Here is a 19,082-nt window from a genome sequence, read left to right as displayed (position 1 = left end):
TTGACTACATCGCGGTCGGTAACGTGTCGGCCGCCAAACTCGCCAGAACCAGGATGGCGAAAAGCGTCTACGACGCATCCTGGTCGTCCTTCCGAGACAAACTCCGTTACAAGGCGATGGCGCACGGAGCCACGTTCGAGGAAGTCGACGAGAGCGGTTCTACCCAGTCCTGTTCGTCGTGCGGATCGAAAGACAGCACGACGCGGCCGAAAGGTATCGCGGGACTGCGAATGAGAGAGTGGGCCTGCGATGGCTGTGGTGTCGTGCATGATCGAGATACCAACGCTGCGCTGAACATTCTCCGATGCGGACGTGCATCGCCGGGTGTGGGAATCACCTGCCTTTAGGCGGGTGAGGACGTCAATTGCATGCAATTTCCCTGAAACGTCGGATTCGAGGTCTCAACTTGCTTGACCCGGATCAGAGCAGCGATGTGAGGTCGCTTATGGTGTCCTTGCCGCGAGGAAGTCTGTGCAGCAGCGACAGGATCTCACAGGCGTTCTGGATCAGTCGCGCATCCCCAGTGTGCTTGACGCATTTAATGAATTTTTGATCAATCTCATCTGGGGTCATCGGATCAGCCTCGGCCTAGGGCGGCGAATGCACGATGGCGGTGTTGTCGCGCGGCAGCGCGTCACGCGCGAGGAATGGGCGGTTCTGCCAGGAAAGCACCGCGGAACGCGTCGAGATACCGGTCGGCGTCATCGTTGAATTCACCCGGCAGCAGCGCGAACGCGCGGGCCTGCAGGTCCTGCGCGAGGGTCGCGTAAACCGCTTCGTCCGATAACAGCGCGCGGATCGCCTCGTGCGTTTGCGGCGAAGCGATCCGCTTCGCATCGCGCGCGAGCAACCCGGCCGCCGCCAGCTCCGGCTGGAAGCCGTGCCGTTCGAGCAGATCGGGCGCGACGTCCCAGATGCGCTCGCGATTGCCCGCGTCGTGAAAATGGGTGAGCAGGAACAGCAGGTCGTACGCGTCGCTGTTCTGGCGCGCGCGCCGATCCTTCCACGCGAGCAACTTCAGCAGCGCGAGCGCCGGCAGGCTCGCCACCGGCACCGCGATATCGGCGCCGATCGACACCGCCAGCGCCGTATCGACCGCCTCCTGAAATCCCAGCACGTTCAGCACGAAATCGCCGCGCGGCGGCCACGCGATTTCGCCGGGCGGTGCTTCGAGCGGCCCGAACGGCACGAGATCGAGCTCCGTGCGAAATCCTTGCGTCCCGCTGGCGAACAGTAGTTTCTGCTGATGCTTCGGCGCGCGCGCGAATTGCCCGGTCGCGACGAGCGCATCGACGAGCCGCTCGTGAAACGGCCAGCTCACCGCGCACACCGCGACGTCGACGTCGCGCGTCGCACGCACCGGCCGGATGCCATGGACATGCCACATCAGGATGTCGCGCGCGGTTGCGCCGGCGACGACGAATGCTGTGTCGAGTTGCACGCAGGTCGTGCCGACCGCCTGCAGCAGCGCGGCCGCCGCCGGCTCGAGCGGCCGGCGCACGTCGACTTCAAGCGGGCGGGTGGGCGAGGTATCGGTCATGGATGTGTTCGGCGGCGGCAAGATTGCGGCTGTCTCCGGACGAGACGAGATCCGCGTAGATCAGCAGCGGCGGCACGAGCGGCACGTCCTGCTCGCGCCAGTCGAGCGCCGGCGACGGCGGCCAGAACGCTTCGAGCAGCTCGACGTCGCCGTGCTCGTCCGGGCGCAGGCGCGCCTGGAGCAGCATACGGTTCGACACGGCGCCGTGCGTATAGACGGTGACCGCGGCTGGCTTCAGGTCGTGCGTCAGCAGGTCGGCCGCCGGTTCGCCGCCGAGCCGCGCATCGAATGCCGCGAAATCGAAGTCGCGCCACCAGTCGGGCGTGACGGCGGCAAACCGCCGGGCCGGCAGTTTCGCGCGCAGGCGGCTCGGATACAGCGCCACCCATTCCTGCACGAAGCGCGGCCAGTCGGGCATCAGGCGCTCGCCATTGCGCCGCTGCGCGACGAAGCCGCGCGCGAGCAGGTCGTCCATCGCGAGATTGACCGTGCCGAGCGCGACACCGGACGCGGCGGCGATCGCCCGGTACGGTTGCGCGACGAGGCCCGGCTGCGTCGCGAGCGCGAACATCACGGCGAGCCCCTTGGGCGTCGTCGCGCGCGACACCTGCCGGCGCGGCGTGCGCGCAGGCTTCGGCCGGCCGGAGATCAGCACGGTTGCCTCCGGCAGGATCAGGCTTGCGTTGCCGGCGGTATCGAGAAACGGGATGCCTTGGTCGGTCAGGCGGGCGGCCAGCTCGGCCGACACATACGGCGCGACCAGCATGAGTTGCCGCTCGCCGGGCAGCGGGGTGGCGCTGCGGCGAAGCAGCGCGGCGTGGGCGTCCTGTACCGATTCGACACCGACGGTCACGGCGGCCGGCATCTCGAAGGTCTGCCCGCCAATGCCGAAGCGGATCATCGCGTCGGCATGCGCGCGGAATGCGGCCGGCACGCGCACCGGCCGTGCGTTGAAGCGTCCGGTCGCGCGTTCGAACGCGGCGCAAGCTTCGTCGAGCACGTGCTGTTCCGCTATCGACAGGGTGGCGTTCTCGGGCATCGGGAGGGGTCGCTTGTTCACTTTTTTGTCAGCGTACACAAAAAATGTACAGCCGTCAAAAAATGAACAATAACGTTCAACTCTTTGATGTGACGGAATTATTCCGGAATGGCAACCGACAATCAACGCAACCCCCACCTGAGAAATCGAGACCGGAACATCCAGTGTCGCGAATCCGGCTCATGCGCGGCAGTCGCCCGGACGGCCGGTTCCGCCAGCAGGCGATTTCTCATGTGCGGCGATGAGGCGCCAGCAACCCCAGGTTGCCTCCACGACGACTTTCTGCCTGTCCGGTTGCCCCTCAACGGACTATCCTTGCCTGCACATTCCCACTAAATCCAGGAGACGACACCGTGACGCACAGCGTGATCCCCGCAGGCCTCGCCGACGAAATGATCGAAATCCGGCACCGCATTCATGCCCACCCCGAACTGGGCTTCGAGGAATTCGCGACCAGCGACCTCGTTGCCGAGCAATTGCAGGCATGGGGCTACACGGTGCACCGCGGGCTCGGCGGCACGGGCGTGGTCGCGCAGCTGAAGGTCGGCAATGGCACGCAGCGCCTCGGCCTGCGCGCCGACATGGACGCGCTGCCGATCCACGAATCGACCGGCTTGCCGTACCAGAGCACGATCCCCGGCAAGATGCACGCGTGCGGTCACGACGGCCACACGGCGATGCTGCTCGCGGCCGCGAAGCATCTCGCGCGCGAGCGGCGCTTTTCCGGCACGCTGAACCTGATTTTCCAGCCGGCCGAGGAAGGGCTCGGCGGCGCGAAGAAAATGCTCGACGACGGGCTGTTCGAGCAGTTCCCGTGCGACGCGATCTTCGCGATGCATAACATGCCGGGCTTCCCGACGGGCAAGTTCGGCTTCCTGCCGGGGCCGTTCATGGCGTCGTCGGATACCGTGATCGTCGACGTGCAGGGGCGCGGCGGCCACGGCGCGGTGCCGCACAAGGCGATCGATTCGGTCGTGGTGTGCGCGCAGATCGTCATCGCGTTGCAGACGATCGTGTCGCGCAACGTGTCGCCGCTCGACATGGCGATCGTCACGGTCGGTGCGATCCACGCGGGCGATGCGCCGAACGTGATTCCCGATCGCGCCCAGATGCGCCTGTCCGTGCGCGCGCTGAAGCCCGAGGTGCGCGACCTGCTCGAGGCGCGCATCAAGGAAGTCATTCATGCGCAGGCGGCCGTGTTCGGCGCGACCGCGACGATCGACTACCAGCGCCGCTATCCGGTGCTCGTCAACGATGCGCAGATGACCACGTTCGCACGCGACGTCGCGCGCGAGTGGGTGGGCGAAGCGAACCTGATCGACGAGATGGTGCCGCTCACCGGCAGCGAGGATTTCGCGTTCCTGCTCGAGAAGCGGCCGGGCTGCTACCTGATCATCGGCAACGGTGACGGCGAGGGCGGCTGCATGGTGCATAACCCCGGCTATGACTTCAACGACGCGGTACTGCCGACCGGCGCGTCGTACTGGGTCAAGCTGGCCGAGACGTTTCTGGTGTGACGGTGAATGCGGGGAATCGGTTCAATCGCGGCATGTGCCGAGCTAGAACACAACATCCCCGCTGAACAACGCCACCACCGCATCCGGATTCGACGGCCAGTACATATGCATGTACGTCGCGACGATCGAACCCGTGCGATACACGGCTTCGCCGCTGCCGGGTTCCCCATCGGGCCGGGCGGCGGCCGCCACCGGCGCCAGCGGCGTGTCGAGCCGCGAATAATGAAACGTATGACCGCGCATCGGCCCGCTGCGCGTGTCCAACTGCTGCATGCCGAGCGCCGCGAACCGGCGCTGCATCGTCGCATGGCCTGACAGCAGCCCCAGCATCGATGTCGTCGCGCCTTCGACGTCGGTCAGCGACTCGCACAGGTACACCATTCCCCCGCATTCGGCGACGATCGGTCGGCCGGCCGCCGCGTGCGCGCGAATCGTCCGCGCGGCTACGGCATTGGCCGCGAGCGTCGCCGCATGCAGTTCCGGATAGCCGCCCGGCAGGAACAGCGCGTCGCACGCGTCGGGCACGGGTTCGTCGGCCAGCGGCGAAAAGAACCGCAGCTGCGCACCGAGCGCCTCGAGCAGCGTGAGATTGGCCGGATAGATGAACGAGAACGCCGCGTCGCGCGCGATCGCGATTCGCTTGCCGGCGAGCGCGCGCGGCAGCGGGGCGAGGGCCGCCGGTTCCGCGAACGAGACTGCAGGCGGCAATTCGGCGAGCGTGGTCTGCGCGAGCACGTCGGCCGCACGCTCGAGCCGCGCGTCGAGATCGCCGATGTCGGCCGGCTGGTGCAGGCCGAGATGGCGTTCCGGCAGCGCGATGCCCGCATCGGCCGGCAAGTGCCCGAGCCAGCGCAAGTCGTCCGGCAGCGCCTGCCGCAACAGTTCCGCGTGTCGCGGCGACCCGACGCGGTTCGCGAGCACGCCGTGAAACGGCACCTCCGGCCGGAACCGAGCGAGCCCGAACGCGATCGCCGCGAACGTCTGCGCCATCGCCTTCGCGGAAATCACCGCGACGACCGGCACGCCGAACGCGGCCGCGAGATCGGCGCTGCTCGGCGTGCCGTCGAACAGCCCCATCACGCCTTCGATCAGGATCAGATCCGCATCGCGCGCGGCGTCGGCGAGCAACGCGCGGCAGCCGGCTTCACCGACCATCCCGAGGTCGAGCGCGTGCACGGGTGCGCCGCTCGCGCGTTCGAGCAGCATCGGATCGAGAAAATCCGGACCGGTCTTGAACACGCGCACGCGCCGGCCGAGCCGGCGGTGCAGCCGCGCGAGGCCGGCCGTCACCGACGTCTTGCCCTGGCCGGACGCGGGCGCGCTGACGAACAGCGCGGGGCAGGCCGGCATCGCTCAGAACTCCACGCCGGGCTGTGCCTTCACGCCTTGCTCCTTGTACGGATGCTTGACGAGCCGCATTTCCGTGACGAGGTCGGCCGCGTCGATCAGTGCATCGGGCGCATGCCGTCCGGTGACGACGACGTGCACCGAATCCGGCCGCGCGACGAGCGTCGCGAGCACTTCGTCGAGCGGCAGGTATTCGTATTTCAGCACGGTGTTCAGCTCGTCGAGGATCACCATCCGGTACTCGCCGCTTTCGATCATCCGGCGCGCCTCGTCCCAGCCCTTGCGCGCGGTGGCGACGTCGGCGTCGCGGTTCTGCGTATTCCACGTATAGCCGTCGCCCATCGTCACGAAGTCGCATTGCGCAACCGCGCCGAGGAAGTCGCGCTCGGACGTGTGCAGCGCGCCCTTGATGAACTGCACGACGCCGAGCCGCATGCCATGGCCGAGCACGCGCACGGCCATGCCGAAGGCGGCCGTGCTCTTGCCCTTGCCGTTGCCGGTGTTGACGATCAGCAGGCCCTTTTCCTGGGTGGCGGCAGCCTGCTTCTTTTCATGGCCGGCGCGGCGGCGTTCGGCCATCCGCTGATGGGATTCGGCATCGGTCTTCATCGGGAGTCGTCCTGTCGAAAGCGAAACAAAGGGTTCAGAGCGGGCCGGCGAGCGCGACCGTCACGCCGTCCCGGCTGGATTTGGGGCCGAGCAGCCGGCCATGCGGCGCCGCGAGTTGCGCGCATGGCTCGGCCACGCCCGCGACGCCGAAACGCGCCAGCGCGGTCGCCGACGGGCCGCTCAATGCCGGTTCGGGGCACTGCGCGAGCTGCGCCGCGTCGAACGCGACGAGCGGCCAGCCGCGCCGCGCGCACAGCGTGCGCAGCGGCCGGGCACGCGCCTTGTCGGCGAGCGTCGCGACGACGGCCGGCTCGGCGCCCGGGTGGCTGGCCAGCGCCGCGCGGATCGCGGCATCGAGTTGCGCGGCCGTCGCGCCCGCGCGGAAACCGACGCCGAGCGCGACGCGTATCATGCGCGGCCGCCAAGCGCCGCGCGCACCGCGGGATCGTCGGCGAGCGCCGCGACGCGGCCGATCACGACGATCGCGGGCGAACCGATACCGGTCGCGCGCACGCGTTCGACGATCGTGTCGAGCGTCGCGAGCACGTGCCGCTGTCCGTCACGCGTCGCGTTCTCGATCGCCGCGCACGGCGTGTCGCCGGCCACGCCGCCGTCACGCAGCGCGGCTGCAATGGTGTCGAGCCGGCGAATGCCCATGTAGATCACGATCGTCATCCGCGTCGCGGCCAGCGCGCGCCAGTCGGGTTCGTCCGCGCCCGCGCCGTGGCCCGTGACGAAGATCACGCCCTGCGCGTCGCCGCGATGCGTGACCGGAATGCCGAGCGCGGCCGGGGCGGCGATCCCGGCCGTGATGCCGTTCACGACCTCGACCGGGAACCCGGCCGCGCCGAGCGCGAGCAATTCCTCGCCGCCGCGGCCGAACACGAACGGATCGCCGCCCTTGAGCCGCGCGACGCTGCGGCCCGCGCGCAGATGCGCGAGCATCGCGGCGACAATCGTTTCCTGCGGCGTCGACGCGTGGCCGCCGCGCTTGCCGACGTGCTCGATCAGGGCGTCGGCGCGCGCGTGGCGCAGCACGTCGGGGTTCACGAGATCGTCGACGAGCAGCACGTCGGCCGTGGCGATCGCGCGCACGGCCTTCAGCGTGAGCAGATCGGCGTCGCCGGGGCCGGCGCCGACGAGCCATGCGCGGCTCATCGGACGCGGCACGGCGCGTACCGTGTCGTGGCAGTGGAAAGGGGACAGCGAGCGGCACATCGGCGGCCGGCGGACAGGCAATGCATGACGGATCGAGCGAAGCCCGCGCGAGCGCGGGCGGAAAGCGCACCCCATCCGTCCCCCGCGGATCGGGCGTTCGGCGAGCAGCGGGCTCGCCCCTTGCGTCGGCCGGTATCCGGGCTGGCCGCTTGCCAGGCCGCAGCCTTCCCGCCCGCTGAAGGGCAGTGGCATCGCGGGCGGCCTGGGCGCGTGCGGGGAACCGCGACGCGCGGGCGGCGTACCGTTGCGGGGACAGCACAGGCCGGGCGGACGTCCGCCTCCTGTTTCCCGTTTAACTGCGTGCGCCGGAGGAGCGCGCGCGAGCACCGAACGCGGCGCATACGATAGCACAGCGCCCGGCCCGCGCGAACCCGCCGCGCGGGCGCCTGGGGTAACCCCCGGACGTGACCCCGGACGCGCTGCCGCGGCCATGCCGGACACCCCGCGGCGGCCCGTTTCACCTTGACGCTCCCCGCACCGCCGCCTACACTCGCACGCGTTTTGGTGCTCGCGCGCGCTCCCCCGGCGCGCGCAGTTAAACGGGAAACAGGGAGCCTGCCTGCGCCGCAGTCGAGCCAACCTGTGCTGCCCCCGCAACGGTAAGCGAACGCGTCGCGCCCAGCGCGATGCAGCGCCGCTTCGCCGCATGCCTGCCGCATGCGGACGACCGCCACTGGATGCCGCGCATCCGGGAAGGCGAAGCGGCGTGTTCGTCAGCCCGGATACCGGCCGAAACATTGGGGTTCAGCGCCGCGGGGAGGCGGCGCATCGTCCACGGCCGCAGCATGCCCGACACCCGAGCGTTTCCCGCTTCCTCCGCCAATCCGCCCGCCGCCGCATGCGCGCCGCGCCGGGCCGGCGCGACGAACGGCAGGCGGCGCGGGCAGGGCCGGCGGCAGCCGTACCGGCATTGACCATGCCGACCGTTCACAAGGAAGCGTCATGTCCGATTCGTCGTTCCGTGCGTCGTGCGGCCGTCCGGCCGGACTGCGCCGCGCCATCCCCGCGATCCGCCCGACGACATGCCGCGCCGCATTCGACGCAACGATCCCGGCCTGATTCCATTTTCGCCATAGGACCTACCATGACCCTACGCAAGCTTCCCGTCACGATCGTCACGGGCTTTCTCGGCAGCGGCAAGACCACGCTGATGCGCCACATCCTGCAGCACGCGGAAGGCCGCCGCATCGCGGTGATCGTCAACGAATTCGGCGAGCTCGGCATCGACGGCGAAATCCTCAAGGGCTGCGGGATCGGCTGCGACGATGCGGACGGCACGCAGGGCGAAGCGTCGGGCCAGCTGTACGAACTCGCGAACGGCTGCCTGTGCTGCACCGTGCAGGAAGAGTTCTATCCGGTGATGGAAGCGCTCGTCGAGCGCCGCGCCGACATCGACCACGTGCTGATCGAGACGTCGGGCCTCGCGCTGCCCAAGCCGCTCGTGCAGGCCTTCAACTGGCCGACGATCCGCAACAGCTTCACGGTCGACGCGGTCGTGACCGTCGTCGACGGGCCGGCTGCCGCCAGCGGCCAGTTCGCCGAGAACCCGCAGGCCGTCGACGCGCAGCGCCGCGCCGATCCGAACCTCGACCACGAATCGCCGCTGCACGAGCTGTTCGCCGACCAGCTGTCGTCCGCCGATCTCGTGATCGTGAACAAGGCCGATCTCGTCGCCGACGCGCAGTTCGCCGAAGTCGAGGCCGCGATCCGCGAAGAGATCCCGCCGCAGGTGAAGATCGTGCGCGCGACGCGCGGCGAACTGGATCTCGCGATGCTGCTCGGGCTCGAATCGGCGTCGGAGGAAACGATCCACCTGCGGCACGACCATCACGGCTCGGCCGACGATGGCGATCACGACCACCATCACGACGATTTCGATTCGGTGGTGGTGTCGGGCGACGCAGGCTCGCGCGAAGCGACGATCGCCGCGCTGCAGCGCGTCGTCGAGACGCACACGATCTACCGCGCGAAAGGCTTCGCGGCGCTGCCCGATGCGCCGATGCGGCTCGTGATCCAGGGTGTCGGCCGCCGCTTCGACAGCTATTTCGACCGTCGCTGGCAGGACGGCGAAACGCGCGCGAGCCGCTTCGTGCTGATCGGCGAGGATCTCGACGCGGCCGAACTGCAGCGCGCGTTCGATGCCGCGTGCGCGGCCCAGATGCAGCAGGCGTAACGCGCGATGCATCTGCTGCGCACCACGCCGGGCGGCTTCGTCGACGATACGCAGGGCGTCGTCCGGATCGACCAGCAGCCGGCCGACATCGTGATCCTGAGTTCGGCCGATACGACCTTGTCGCTGCTGGCCAGCGTCGTGCCGAAGCTGCCGCCCGGCTTTCCGAGCGTGCGGCTCGCGAACGTCACGTTCCTGCGGCAGCCGGCGTCGGTCGATTTCTATGTCGACGACGTGCTGCGTCATGCGAAGACGGTCGTGATCGATCATCTCGGCGGCGAAGCATACTGGCCGTACGGGATCGAACAGGCCGTGTCGCTCGCATCGAAGCGCCGGCAGCAGCTCGCGATGTTCTCGGGCGACCTGCAGGAAGACCCGAACCTCGTCGCGAAGAGCACGGTCGCGCCGGCGCTGTGCCGGCTGTGGTGGCGCTACCTGCGCGACGGCGGGATGCACAACGCCGAAGCGCTGCTGCGCAGCATCGCATTCCATACGCTCGGCTTCGGCGACGAACCCGAGCCGCCGCGCCCGCTGCCGGCCGCCGCGCTGTATCACCCGGCGCGCGACCCGGCGAGCGTCGACGACTGGCGCGCGCGCTGGACGCCCGGCGCGAGCGTGGTCGCGATCCTGTTCTATCGCGCGCACTGGCAGGCCGCGAACACGGCCGTGTTCGACGCGCTGGCCGATGCGCTCGTGCGCGAAGGGCTCAATCCGCTGCCGATCGCGGTCACGTCGCTGAAGGACGCGGTGAGCCGCGAGGTCATCACGCAGCTCTGCGACACGCACGACGTCGCGCTCGTGCTGAACACCACGGCCTTCGCGGCCGGCGCGATCGACAGCCCCGAACCCGACGTACTCGCCGGCGACGCGCCGGTGCTGCAGGTGATCCTGTCCGGCGGCAACCGCGACGCATGGGTGGCCGACAACCAGGGGCTGCACGCGCGCGACATCGCGATGCACATCGCGTTGCCTGAAGTCGACGGACGTATCGTCACGCGCGCGGTGAGCTTCAAGGGGCTCGCGTATCGGTGTCCGCACACCGAAGTCGACGTCGTGCGCTACCAGCCGGACACCGAACGCATCGCGTTCGTCGCGGCGCTCGCGCGCGGCTGGTGCCGGCTGCGCACGCTCGACAACGCCGACAAGCGCATCGCGCTGATTCTCGCGAACTATCCGCAAAGCGAAGGGCGGATCGGCAACGGCGTCGGGCTCGATACGCCGGCGTCCGCGCTGCGCGTGCTCGCGGCGCTGCGCGACGCGGGCTATGCGGTGGCCGACCTGCCGGCCGACGGCGACGCGCTGATCGCGCGGCTCACCGAAGGCGTGACCAACGACCCGGCCGTGCGCGCACTGCGCCCCGCGTTCCAGAGTTTCGCGCTCGCCGACTATATTGCGCATTTCGCGCGGCTGCCGGCCGCCGTGCGCGACGCGCTGAACGAGCGCTGGGGGCCGCCCGACGCGGACCCGACGCTGCGCCAGGGGCGCTTCCCGATCGCCGGCTGGCGCGCGGGCAACGTGTTCGTCGGCATCCAGCCGTCGCGTTCGCGCGGCGAGAACGACTATGCGAGCTACCACGACGCGGACCTCGTGCCGCCGCACGCGTACCTCGCGTTCTATTTCTGGCTGCGCGATGCGTTCGGCATCGACGCGGTCATCCACCTCGGCAAGCACGGCAACCTCGAATGGCTGCCGGGCAAGAGCGTCGCGCTGTCCGACGCGTGCTGGCCGGACCTGACGCTCGGGCCGCTGCCGCACCTGTATCCGTTCATCGTCAACGATCCGGGCGAGGGCAGCCAGGCGAAGCGCCGCGCGCAGGCCGTGATCATCGATCATCTGATGCCGCCGCTCACGCGCGCGGAAAACTACGGCCCGCTGCAGGATCTCGAACGGCAGGTCGACGAATACTACGAAGCGCTGATGGTCGATGCGCGGCGCGCGAAGCTGCTGCGCAAGACGATCCTCGCGACGATCGCCGAACACCGGCTGCATGACGAGCTGAGCGTGTCGCCGCCGCGCGACGCCGGCGACGAGGATGCGCTGCTCACGCGCGTCGACGCTTGGCTGTGCGAATTGAAGGAAGCGCAGATTCGCGACGGGCTGCACGTGTTCGGCGCGTCGCCGCTCGACCGTCAGCGGCGCGATACGCTGCTCGCGCTCGCACGCTTTCCGGTCGGCGACGGCAAGGGCGAACGCGCGGGGCTGATCGCCGCACTCGCGCGCGATCTCGCGCTCGGCGACGATTTCGATCCGCTCGCGGCCGACTGGGCCGCGCCGTGGACGGGCCCGCGGCCGGCCGTTCTGCAGGCGCTCGACGCGTCGCCGTGGCGCCATGCGGGCGACACGCGCGAGCGGCTCGAGCGGCTCGCGCAGCAGTGGCTCGATGGACTGTGCCGTGCGAATGTTGGCGGCGACGCCGGCATCGATGCGACGCCGCCGGGGGCATGGCCGCACACGCTCGCCGTGCTCGAACGCGTGCGCGCGACGCTGCTGCCCGCGCTCGACGCGTGCGGCGGCGAGGAACTGCGCCAGTTGCTGCGCGGGCTCGACGGCCGCTTCGTGCCGCCGGGGCCGAGCGGCTCGCCGTCGCGCGGCCGTCCCGACGTGCTGCCGACGGGCCGCAACTTCTATTCGGTCGATACGCGCGCGGTGCCGACGCAGGCCGCGTGGTCGCTCGGGCTGAAATCCGCGCAGCAGCTGATCGAACGCCATCTGCAGGATCACGGCGACTATCCGCGCGCGATCGGGCTGTCGGTCTGGGGCACGGCCACGATGCGCACCGGCGGCGACGATATCGCGCAGGCGTTCGCGCTCATCGGCGTGCGGCCGAAATGGGCGCACGGCAGTCATCGTGTGACCGACTTCGAGATCCTGCCGATCGAGATCTTCGACCGGCCGCGCATCGACGTGACGCTGCGCGTGTCGGGCTTCTTCCGCGACGCGTTTCCGAACCTGATGCACCTGTTCGACGCGGCCGTGCAGGCCGTCGCCGCGCTCGACGAGCCCGAGGCGCTGAACCCGATCCGCGCGCGCATCGAGCGCGAACGCGCGACCTGGATCGAGCGGGGCGTGGCGCCCGACGAAGCGCGACGCCGCGCCGGCTGGCGCGTGTTCGGCGCGCGGCCGGGCAGCTACGGTGCCGGCCTGCAGGACATGATCGACCAGCGCCGCTGGCAGACCGACGCCGATCTCGCCAACGCGTACCGCCAGTGGGGCGGCCATGCATACGCGCAGAACAGCGCGGGCGATGCGGCCCCCGACGTGTTCGGCGAGCGGCTCGCGACGATCGACGTCGTCGTGCAGAACCAGGACAGCCGCGAACACGACATCCTCGACTCGAACGACTACTACCAGTTCCAGGGCGGGATGACGGCGGCCGTGCGCCACCTGTCCGGCCAGCAGCCGAGCATCTACCACGGCGACCATGCGAACCCGGTCGCGCCGAAGATGCGCACGCTGCGCGAGGAGATCGCGCGCGTGATCCGCTCGCGCGTCGTCAACCCGAAATGGCTCGACGGCGTGAAGCGTCACGGCTACAAGGGCTCGGCCGAAATGGCCGCGACCGTCGACTACCTGTACGGCTATGACGCGACCGCCCGCGTGCTGTCGGACCACCAGTACGCGCTCGTCGCCGATGCGTACCTGTTCGACGACGACACGCGTGCGTTCCTCGAACGACACAACCCGAAGGCGCTGCACGGCATCTGCGAACGCTTCGTCGAAGCGATGCAGCGCGGGCTGTGGCAGCAGCCGGGCGATTATCGCGAGCGGATCGAAGCGGTCTGGCTCGACAGCGAACAACTCCAGGAAGGAGGACGGCGATGACCGATCCGACGACGCCCCGCGCCCGCGCGGTGTTCCCGTTCGCGGCGCTGGTCGCGCAGCAACCGTTGCAGCAGGCGCTGCTGCTCGCCGCGATCGACCCGTCGCTCGGCGGCGTGCTCGTCAGCGGGCCGCGCGGCACCGCGAAATCGACCGCCGCGCGCGCGCTGGCGGAATTGCTGCCCGAAGGCGAATTCGTCACGCTGCCGCTGTCGGCGAGCGACGAGCAGGTCACCGGCACGCTCGATCTCGCCCATGCGCTCGCCGCCAACGGCGTGCGCTTCCGGCCGGGCCTGCTCGCGCGCGCGCATCGCGGCGTGCTGTACGTCGACGAGGTGAACCTGCTCGCCGACGGGCTCGTCGATACGCTGCTCGACGTCGCCGCGAGCGGCGTGAACGTGGTCGAGCGCGATGGCGTGTCGCACGCGCACAATGCGCGCTTCGTGCTGGTCGGCACGATGAATCCCGAGGAAGGCGAACTGCGCCCGCAACTGCTCGACCGCTTCGGGTTGATGGTCGAGCTCGAGAACTGCTTCGACGCCCTGCAGCGCGAACGGATCGTGAAGGCGCGCCTCGCGTTCGATCTCGATCCGGACGCGTTTCGGGCGCGTCACGCAAGCGCACAGCGGGAACTCCGCGACGGGATTCATGCGGCGCGGGCCCGGCTGTCGACGCTGGATTTCGACGATGCGGTTCACGCCCGCGTGAGCGCGCTGTGCATCGACGCGGCCGTCGACGGCCTGCGTGCCGACCTCGTGATGCTGCGCGCCGCGCGCGCGCTCGCGGCGCTGGAGCAGGACGACGCGGTGACGGTGTCGCATGTCGAACGCGTGGCCGACGCGGTGCTGCGGCATCGGCGTCATGCGGGCGCGCCGCCGTCGTCGGGCGCGTCGCCATCGCGCGACGAGGGCGAACGAGACCGCGACGACCGCTCTCCACCCGACACGCGCCGGCAACCCGACGATCAACCGGACGCGGCACGCAACGATGCGACCGCATCGCAGGGCGAGTGGGGCTATCTGCCGCCCGAACCGACCGGCCTGCGCGACGTGAAAAGCGTGGTGCCGCTGCCGCTAAAAAAACGCTGAGCCATCGAGCCGACGCCGCCGCGAACGCCGTTCGCGGTCCTCGATGGCAGCCAGGCGCCGCCGCGCGCGTGCCGGGGACGGCACGCGCCGGCAAGGCCGTGGCGTGGCCGGCGACGCTCGCCGCGAAGCGCGGCGGCCCGCTGCACGCCGGCCATCTGCGTTTTCGCAAACAGGCCGGCACCCCGCGCGCGCTCCATTGCTTCGTGCTCGACTGTTCGGCGTCGATGCTGTCGCACGAACGGCTCGCGCTCGCAAAAGGGTTGATCGTCGCGTACTTCGACCAGGCCGCGCGTGACCGCGTGGAAACCGCGCTGATCTGCTTCGGCGGCAACGGCGCCGCGCGGCGTTTCGGCCCGGCCGTGCCGCGGTGGTGGAACGCGCGCTGGCTCGAGCCGGTGGACGGCGGCGGCGGCACGCCGCTCGCGGACGGCATCGCGGCCGCCGCGCAATTGCTCGCGCGCGCGGCACGGCGTACGCCGGACCAGCAGCGCTGGCTGTGGGTGCTGTCCGATGGACGCACGCGCGAAACGGCACCGAAACCGGCGACCGCGGATCACGTCGTGTTCGTCGATTTCGATGACGCGGCCGTGCGGATCGGGCAGGGCAAGCGGCTCGCCGACGGATGGGGCGCGCAATGGACGACGGCCGCGTCGCTGTGCGCCGGGGTGACCGGCTGATTGGCTGATTGGCTGATTGGCTGATTGGCTGACTGGCTGACCGGCTGACCGGCTGACCGGCTGACCGGCTGACTGGCTGACTGGCTGATCGGTTGATCGGTTGATCGGAGCAGCGACCGCGCGGGACGATCGCCGGCGCTGCGCTATGATCGCGGTTTCTGCTTACCGGAACGTCTGCCATGCAAGTACTCGTCGATGCCGACGCGTGTCCCGCCGTCATCAAGGACATGCTGTTTCGCGCCGCGCGTCGTGCCGAGATCTGCGTGACGCTGGTCGCGAACCAGTTCCTGCGTACGCCGCCGTCGCCGTTCATCAAGTCGGTGCAGGTGCCGGCCGGCTTCGACGTCGCCGACGCGCGAATCGTCGAGCTCGCGCAAGCCGGCGATCTCGTGATCACCGCCGATATCCCGCTGGCCGCGGCCGTCCTCGACAAGGGCGCGCACGCACTCGACCCGCGCGGCAACTGGTTCAGCCGCGAGAACATCGAGGAACGCCTGTCGACGCGCGCGATGATGGATCAACTGCGCAGCTCGGGTGTCGACACGGGCGGCCCGGCCCCGTTCAGCGCACGCGACGGCAAGGCGTTCGCGTCGCAGCTCGACCGGTTCCTGGCACGCCACGGCAAACCCTGACGCCCCCGGCGCCGGCCGTGCGACGTGCGATGCGTCACCGGTTTCGCGTCGAATCGTCGGCTGCGGCAGAATACGGATTCGCCGCGACATCGATATCGCAGCGCCAACGAACCACCGGAGGGCATGGATGTCACCAACCCAACTTCTCGTTCCGACGTTGACCCAGATGCTGCGCGCGCAATCCGCGTGGCTCGACAAGGCCGTCGCGCACCGGCAGGCCACCGGCGACGCACCCGATGCGGTGCTGACGCTGAAGCTCGCGCCCGACATGTATCCGCTCGCCGCACAGGTGCGGTTCTCGTGCTTCCAGGCGATGGAGCCCATCTACCGGCTGCGCGGCGAACCGCTGCCGGATGCGCTGCTCGCGCTGCGCGAAGCCGGCTGGCACGCCGATGCGCAGCCGGGTACGGTGAGCGACGCGCAGGGGATCCTGTCCGGCACGATCGCATTCCTCGGCGAACTCGCGCCCGATGCGCTCGATGGCGGCGCCGCGCGGCCGATCGCCCTCGAGCTGCCGAACGGCATCGCGTTCGACATGACGGGCGAGCAGTACGTGCGTGACTGGGCGCTGCCGCAGTTCTACTTTCACGCGATCGCCGCGTACGCGATCCTGCGCCATTACGGCGTCGAGCTCGGCAAGGCCGACTACGTGCCGCACATGCTGGCGTACGTGCGGCCCGACACGATTCCGCAGGGTTGAACGGATGACCGGACGAGCCGGTCGCGGCGCGCCGGCATGACGCGGGCGCTCTTCCTCTCCAGCCGCAACCGGCTGCGCAGCCCGACCGCCGAGGCGGTGTTCGCGGGATGGCCGGGTGTCGAAACCGACTCCGCGGGGCTCGCGCCCGACGCCGACACGCAAGTGTGCGTCGAGCAGCTCGAATGGGCCGAGATCGTGTTCGTGATGGAGCGCGCGCATAAGGCGAAGCTCACCGCCCGGTTCGGCGCCCGACTGAAACACAAGAAGATCGTCTGCCTCGACATTCCCGACCGCTACGCGTACATGCAGCCCGAGCTAGTCGCGCTGCTCGAACGCAAGGCCGGGCCGTTGCTGCGCGCATGACCGGTGCGTGATCGGTGCGGGGCCGCTTCAGCGCAGACGAAGCGGGCCGTCCGCGAGCGGGGAAAAGCGGTCGAGGTGCAGCAGCTCGATGATCTTGCGGGTCGGCACGCTCGCGCGCAGCGTCTCGAGGCGTTCGACGTCGAACCACTTGCAGCGCGCGATCTCGTTGCTCGCGCGCGGGACCAGATGTTTCGGCACGTCGGCCACGAACACGTGATGGAGCTTCGTGAGACCGCCGAACTGCACCGCATAGTCGAGCGCGAGCCCCTCGAGCCGCGTTTCCTCCGCCAGCTCCCGCTGCGCGGCCTCCAGCGGTGTCTCGCCGCGCCGGATCGTGCCGCCGGGCAGCGTCCAGCGCGCCGCGGTGCGCGCGACCAGCAGCACGCTGCTGCGCTGGCGGCACACGATCGTGGCGCGCTCCTTGATGCTGGCGACGGTATCCGGCCCGGTATTCATGTTCGGCAAAACAGGTACTGAATCGTGGAGTGAAATGCACGTCGACCGGCGTTGCCGGCCAGTCGCCCGATGCTCGGGCACGACGGCATGCAAAGCCGCCGCGCCGATCATACCGGCCGTTCGTGACAGTTCCGTGCGTTGCCGCGCGTCACGCTTGCGTCTGGATCACCGGGCGTGCCGGCTTGCCGGACCGCGTGTGGCGCCGCTTGTGCAGCGCATGTCGGTGACGCGGCGGCGTCACGTGCCGATGCGCGGGCGCGGGCCGTGCCGTCGGCGCGGCGGCCCGCGGCTGTGATTGTCCCTCGCCAAAATGGAAGGTCTGGGTTTGCGCGCGGGCGACGCCCAACGTCGCCGCGAGCACGAGGGCCGCGAGCAGCATGCGTTTCATGAAATTTCCGCCTGGGTTCGGATGAGCACTGTCCGCAGCTTAGCGAACCGCGGCCCGGCGCGGCAACCGGCGCGCGTTCGGCGTCGCCCCCACGGCTGCCGCAGTCTCCACAGGCTTACCGGCGTATGCCCGGCTTGACAATAAAATTCTCCGGTGTGAATATAAATTCACGTACAAGAATTATTATTCGAGCCAGGAAAACCGCGCCGCCAAGTCGGCATGGCGGAACCGGCGGTCCGAACAACCGGAAGCAGGAGCGAGACGCATGGCGGAGCTGGAGCAGCAGGGCGCGTTGGCGGGATTGCGCATCATCGATCTGTCGCGGGTGCTGGGCGGCCCGTACGCGACCCAGATTCTCGCCGACCACGGCGCGGAGGTGATCAAGGTCGAACCGCCGTCGGGCGACGAGACGCGCACCTGGGGCCCGCCGTTCGACGGCGACACCGCGTCGTATTTCCTCGGTGTAAACCGCAACAAGCTCGGCATTGCGCTCGACCTGACGAAGCCGGACGATCGCGAACGGCGGCTTGGCCTGCTCGAGCACGCGGACGCGCTGGTCGAGAACTTCAAGATCGGCACGATGGAGCGCTGGGGCCTCGGCTTCGATGCGCTGCATGCGCGCTTTCCGCGGCTTGTCTATTGCCGCGTGTCGGGCTTCGGCGCGGACGGCCCGCTCGGCGGGCTGCCCGGCTACGACGCGGCCGTGCAGGCGCTGGCCGGGCTGATGAGCGTGAACGGCGAAGCGGGCGGCGCGCCGCTGCGCGTGGGCGTGCCGATCGTCGATCTCGTCACCGGGCTGAACGCGGCGCTCGGCGTGCTGATGGCGCTGCGCGAACGCGATGCGAGCGGGCGCGGCCAGTTCGTCGAATCGACGCTGTTCGACTGCGCGCTGTCGATCCTGCATCCGCATACGCCGAATTTCTTCCACTCCGGGAAGGCGCCGGTGCGCACCGGCAACGCGCATCCAAACATCACGCCGTACGACAGCTTTCCGACCGCGAGCGTCGACATCTTTCTCGCGGTCGGCAACAACGGGCAGTTCGCCGCGCTGTGCGACGTGCTCGGCACGCGCGACTGGCCCGACGACCCGCGCTTCGCCGACAACCGCGCGCGCAGCGCGAACCGCTCCGCATTGCGCACGCTGCTCGAAACGGCGCTGGCCGCACACGATGGCGCGGCGCTCGCCGAGCAGTTGATGCGCCGCGGCGTGCCGTGCGCGCCCGTGCTCGGCCTGGATGCGGCGCTCGACCATCCGCACGTCGCGCATCGGCAGATGAAGATCGAACTGGGCCGGCACCGCGGCATCGCGTCGCCGATCAAGCTCGGTCGCACGCCGGCCACGTACCGGCGGCCGCCGCCCGCGCTGAACGAACACGCGGCGCAGGTGTTTGCCGACGCGCCACGAGACGACAACGGCGAGCACGGCAACTGACACGCATCGCGGCCGGCGGCCGTGCAATGGCGTCTGAAGCCGCCGCACGGCCTCACGCCGCTTCGAACATCATGCCGCGCTGCGCCC

General features: G+C 69.6%; 18 protein-coding genes and 2 riboswitches. Of the genes, 10 read left to right on the top strand and 8 right to left on the bottom strand.

Annotation, left to right across the window (positions count from 1 at the left end):
* Positions 1-347 (top strand): zinc ribbon domain-containing protein (locus ABIC50_RS33430; RefSeq protein WP_354169115.1); only part of this gene is annotated, 347 nt, incomplete at its 5' end.
* A gap of 287 nt (positions 348-634) precedes the next feature.
* On the opposite strand, the gene ABIC50_RS33425 is transcribed toward ABIC50_RS33430, so the two are convergent.
* Positions 635-1,540 carry a nucleotidyl transferase AbiEii/AbiGii toxin family protein gene (locus ABIC50_RS33425; RefSeq protein ID WP_354169112.1) on the bottom strand — a complete coding sequence of 302 codons (906 nt, stop codon included), beginning with the start codon at positions 1,538-1,540 and terminating at the stop codon, positions 635-637.
* Positions 1,509-2,579 carry a type IV toxin-antitoxin system AbiEi family antitoxin gene (locus ABIC50_RS33420; RefSeq protein ID WP_354169126.1) on the bottom strand — a complete coding sequence of 357 codons (1,071 nt, stop codon included), beginning with the start codon at positions 2,577-2,579 and terminating at the stop codon, positions 1,509-1,511. The genes ABIC50_RS33425 and ABIC50_RS33420 overlap by 32 nt, the downstream gene beginning before the upstream one ends.
* A gap of 353 nt (positions 2,580-2,932) precedes the next feature.
* Here ABIC50_RS33420 and ABIC50_RS33415 point away from each other — a divergent pair, with 353 nt between their 5' ends.
* Complete coding sequence (locus ABIC50_RS33415) at positions 2,933-4,096, top strand: amidohydrolase (RefSeq protein ID WP_165751386.1); 1,164 nt, start codon at positions 2,933-2,935, stop codon at positions 4,094-4,096.
* Between the two features lie 42 nt (positions 4,097-4,138).
* Here the strand turns inward: ABIC50_RS33415 and ABIC50_RS33410 are convergent, their stop codons facing one another.
* From ABIC50_RS33410 to cobA, 4 genes are read right to left on the bottom strand one after another with little or no spacing between them, the layout of a single operon-like run.
* Positions 4,139-5,446 carry a cobyrinic acid a,c-diamide synthase CobB gene (locus ABIC50_RS33410; RefSeq protein WP_354169109.1) on the bottom strand — a complete coding sequence of 436 codons (1,308 nt, stop codon included), beginning with the start codon at positions 5,444-5,446 and terminating at the stop codon, positions 4,139-4,141.
* 3 nt (positions 5,447-5,449) lie between these two features.
* Positions 5,450-6,052 carry a cob(I)yrinic acid a,c-diamide adenosyltransferase gene (gene cobO, locus ABIC50_RS33405; protein WP_011656839.1) on the bottom strand — a complete coding sequence of 201 codons (603 nt, stop codon included), beginning with the start codon at positions 6,050-6,052 and terminating at the stop codon, positions 5,450-5,452.
* Positions 6,053-6,086: 34 nt separating this feature from the next.
* A complete protein-coding gene (locus tag ABIC50_RS33400; protein ID WP_354169107.1) occupies positions 6,087-6,464 on the bottom strand; it encodes a cobalamin biosynthesis protein in 378 nt (125 codons plus the stop codon).
* Complete coding sequence (cobA, locus tag ABIC50_RS33395; protein ID WP_354169104.1) at positions 6,461-7,210, bottom strand: uroporphyrinogen-III C-methyltransferase; 750 nt, start codon at positions 7,208-7,210, stop codon at positions 6,461-6,463. Before cobA ends, ABIC50_RS33400 begins: the two co-directional genes overlap by 4 nt.
* Before the next feature lie 170 nt (positions 7,211-7,380).
* A riboswitch (cobalamin riboswitch) is annotated at positions 7,381-7,617 on the bottom strand.
* A 138-nt stretch (positions 7,618-7,755) separates the two neighbouring features.
* Positions 7,756-8,018: riboswitch (cobalamin riboswitch) on the top strand.
* 336 nt (positions 8,019-8,354) lie between these two features.
* Between cobA and cobW the strand changes: the two genes are divergently transcribed.
* The 7 genes from cobW (at position 8,355) to ABIC50_RS33360 (ending at position 16,719) form a co-directional block, all read left to right on the top strand.
* Positions 8,355-9,443 (top strand): cobalamin biosynthesis protein CobW, encoded by a 1,089-nt coding sequence (gene cobW, locus ABIC50_RS33390; RefSeq protein ID WP_175669069.1) that lies wholly within the window; start codon positions 8,355-8,357, stop codon positions 9,441-9,443.
* A gap of 6 nt (positions 9,444-9,449) precedes the next feature.
* Entirely contained in the window at positions 9,450-13,262 is a 3,813-nt protein-coding gene (gene cobN, locus ABIC50_RS33385; RefSeq protein WP_354169101.1) for a cobaltochelatase subunit CobN, read from the top strand.
* Complete coding sequence (locus tag ABIC50_RS33380) at positions 13,259-14,347, top strand: magnesium chelatase ATPase subunit I (RefSeq protein WP_354169099.1); 1,089 nt, start codon at positions 13,259-13,261, stop codon at positions 14,345-14,347. The genes cobN and ABIC50_RS33380 overlap by 4 nt, the downstream gene beginning before the upstream one ends.
* Before the next feature lie 68 nt (positions 14,348-14,415).
* Positions 14,416-15,024, top strand: coding sequence for a vWA domain-containing protein (locus ABIC50_RS33375; RefSeq protein ID WP_354169096.1), 609 nt, complete (start codon positions 14,416-14,418; stop codon positions 15,022-15,024).
* A gap of 179 nt (positions 15,025-15,203) precedes the next feature.
* On the top strand, positions 15,204-15,656 hold the full coding sequence (locus ABIC50_RS33370) for a YaiI/YqxD family protein (RefSeq protein WP_011656847.1): 453 nt from the start codon (positions 15,204-15,206) through the stop codon (positions 15,654-15,656).
* A gap of 127 nt (positions 15,657-15,783) precedes the next feature.
* Positions 15,784-16,356 carry a DUF1993 domain-containing protein gene (locus ABIC50_RS33365; protein WP_354169093.1) on the top strand — a complete coding sequence of 191 codons (573 nt, stop codon included), beginning with the start codon at positions 15,784-15,786 and terminating at the stop codon, positions 16,354-16,356.
* 36 nt (positions 16,357-16,392) lie between these two features.
* Positions 16,393-16,719, top strand: a complete 327-nt coding sequence (locus tag ABIC50_RS33360; RefSeq protein ID WP_354169091.1) for a low molecular weight protein tyrosine phosphatase family protein — start codon at positions 16,393-16,395, stop codon at positions 16,717-16,719.
* 27 nt (positions 16,720-16,746) lie between these two features.
* Here the strand turns inward: ABIC50_RS33360 and ABIC50_RS33355 are convergent, their stop codons facing one another.
* Positions 16,747-17,175: an NUDIX hydrolase gene (locus tag ABIC50_RS33355; protein WP_011656850.1), complete on the bottom strand. Its 429-nt coding sequence runs from the start codon at positions 17,173-17,175 to the stop codon at positions 16,747-16,749.
* Between the two features lie 148 nt (positions 17,176-17,323).
* Positions 17,324-17,563 (bottom strand): hypothetical protein, encoded by a 240-nt coding sequence (locus ABIC50_RS33350; protein WP_354169088.1) that lies wholly within the window; start codon positions 17,561-17,563, stop codon positions 17,324-17,326.
* A 265-nt stretch (positions 17,564-17,828) separates the two neighbouring features.
* Between ABIC50_RS33350 and ABIC50_RS33345 the strand changes: the two genes are divergently transcribed.
* Positions 17,829-18,995: a CaiB/BaiF CoA transferase family protein gene (locus ABIC50_RS33345; RefSeq protein ID WP_354169086.1), complete on the top strand. Its 1,167-nt coding sequence runs from the start codon at positions 17,829-17,831 to the stop codon at positions 18,993-18,995.
* Positions 18,996-19,082: the final 87 nt, after the last annotated feature.

The organism is Burkholderia sp. 567 (assembly GCF_040545115.1).
Classification (GTDB): domain Bacteria; phylum Pseudomonadota; class Gammaproteobacteria; order Burkholderiales; family Burkholderiaceae; genus Burkholderia; species Burkholderia ambifaria.
The sequence above is the reverse complement of the archived record's forward strand: the minus strand, read 5'-3'. Positions and strand labels throughout refer to the sequence as shown.

Excerpts from the sequence above, each read along its gene's own strand:
- ABIC50_RS33425 (WP_354169112.1), bottom strand. The coding sequence starts at position 1,540 with ATGACCGATACCTCGCCCACCCGCCCGCTTGAAGTCGACGTGCGCCGG.
- ABIC50_RS33420 (WP_354169126.1), bottom strand. The coding sequence starts at position 2,579 with ATGCCCGAGAACGCCACCCTGTCGATAGCGGAACAGCACGTGCTCGAC.
- ABIC50_RS33410 (WP_354169109.1), bottom strand. The coding sequence starts at position 5,446 with ATGCCGGCCTGCCCCGCGCTGTTCGTCAGCGCGCCCGCGTCCGGCCAG.
- cobO (WP_011656839.1), bottom strand. The coding sequence starts at position 6,052 with ATGAAGACCGATGCCGAATCCCATCAGCGGATGGCCGAACGCCGCCGC.
- ABIC50_RS33400 (WP_354169107.1), bottom strand. The coding sequence starts at position 6,464 with ATGATACGCGTCGCGCTCGGCGTCGGTTTCCGCGCGGGCGCGACGGCC.
- cobA (WP_354169104.1), bottom strand. The coding sequence starts at position 7,210 with ATGAGCCGCGCATGGCTCGTCGGCGCCGGCCCCGGCGACGCCGATCTG.
- cobW (WP_175669069.1), top strand. The coding sequence starts at position 8,355 with ATGACCCTACGCAAGCTTCCCGTCACGATCGTCACGGGCTTTCTCGGC.
- cobN (WP_354169101.1), top strand. The coding sequence starts at position 9,450 with ATGCATCTGCTGCGCACCACGCCGGGCGGCTTCGTCGACGATACGCAG.
- ABIC50_RS33380 (WP_354169099.1), top strand. The coding sequence starts at position 13,259 with ATGACCGATCCGACGACGCCCCGCGCCCGCGCGGTGTTCCCGTTCGCG.
- ABIC50_RS33370 (WP_011656847.1), top strand. The coding sequence starts at position 15,204 with ATGCAAGTACTCGTCGATGCCGACGCGTGTCCCGCCGTCATCAAGGAC.
- ABIC50_RS33365 (WP_354169093.1), top strand. The coding sequence starts at position 15,784 with ATGTCACCAACCCAACTTCTCGTTCCGACGTTGACCCAGATGCTGCGC.
- ABIC50_RS33360 (WP_354169091.1), top strand. The coding sequence starts at position 16,393 with ATGACGCGGGCGCTCTTCCTCTCCAGCCGCAACCGGCTGCGCAGCCCG.
- ABIC50_RS33355 (WP_011656850.1), bottom strand. The coding sequence starts at position 17,175 with ATGAATACCGGGCCGGATACCGTCGCCAGCATCAAGGAGCGCGCCACG.
- ABIC50_RS33350 (WP_354169088.1), bottom strand. The coding sequence starts at position 17,563 with ATGAAACGCATGCTGCTCGCGGCCCTCGTGCTCGCGGCGACGTTGGGC.
- ABIC50_RS33345 (WP_354169086.1), top strand. The coding sequence starts at position 17,829 with ATGGCGGAGCTGGAGCAGCAGGGCGCGTTGGCGGGATTGCGCATCATC.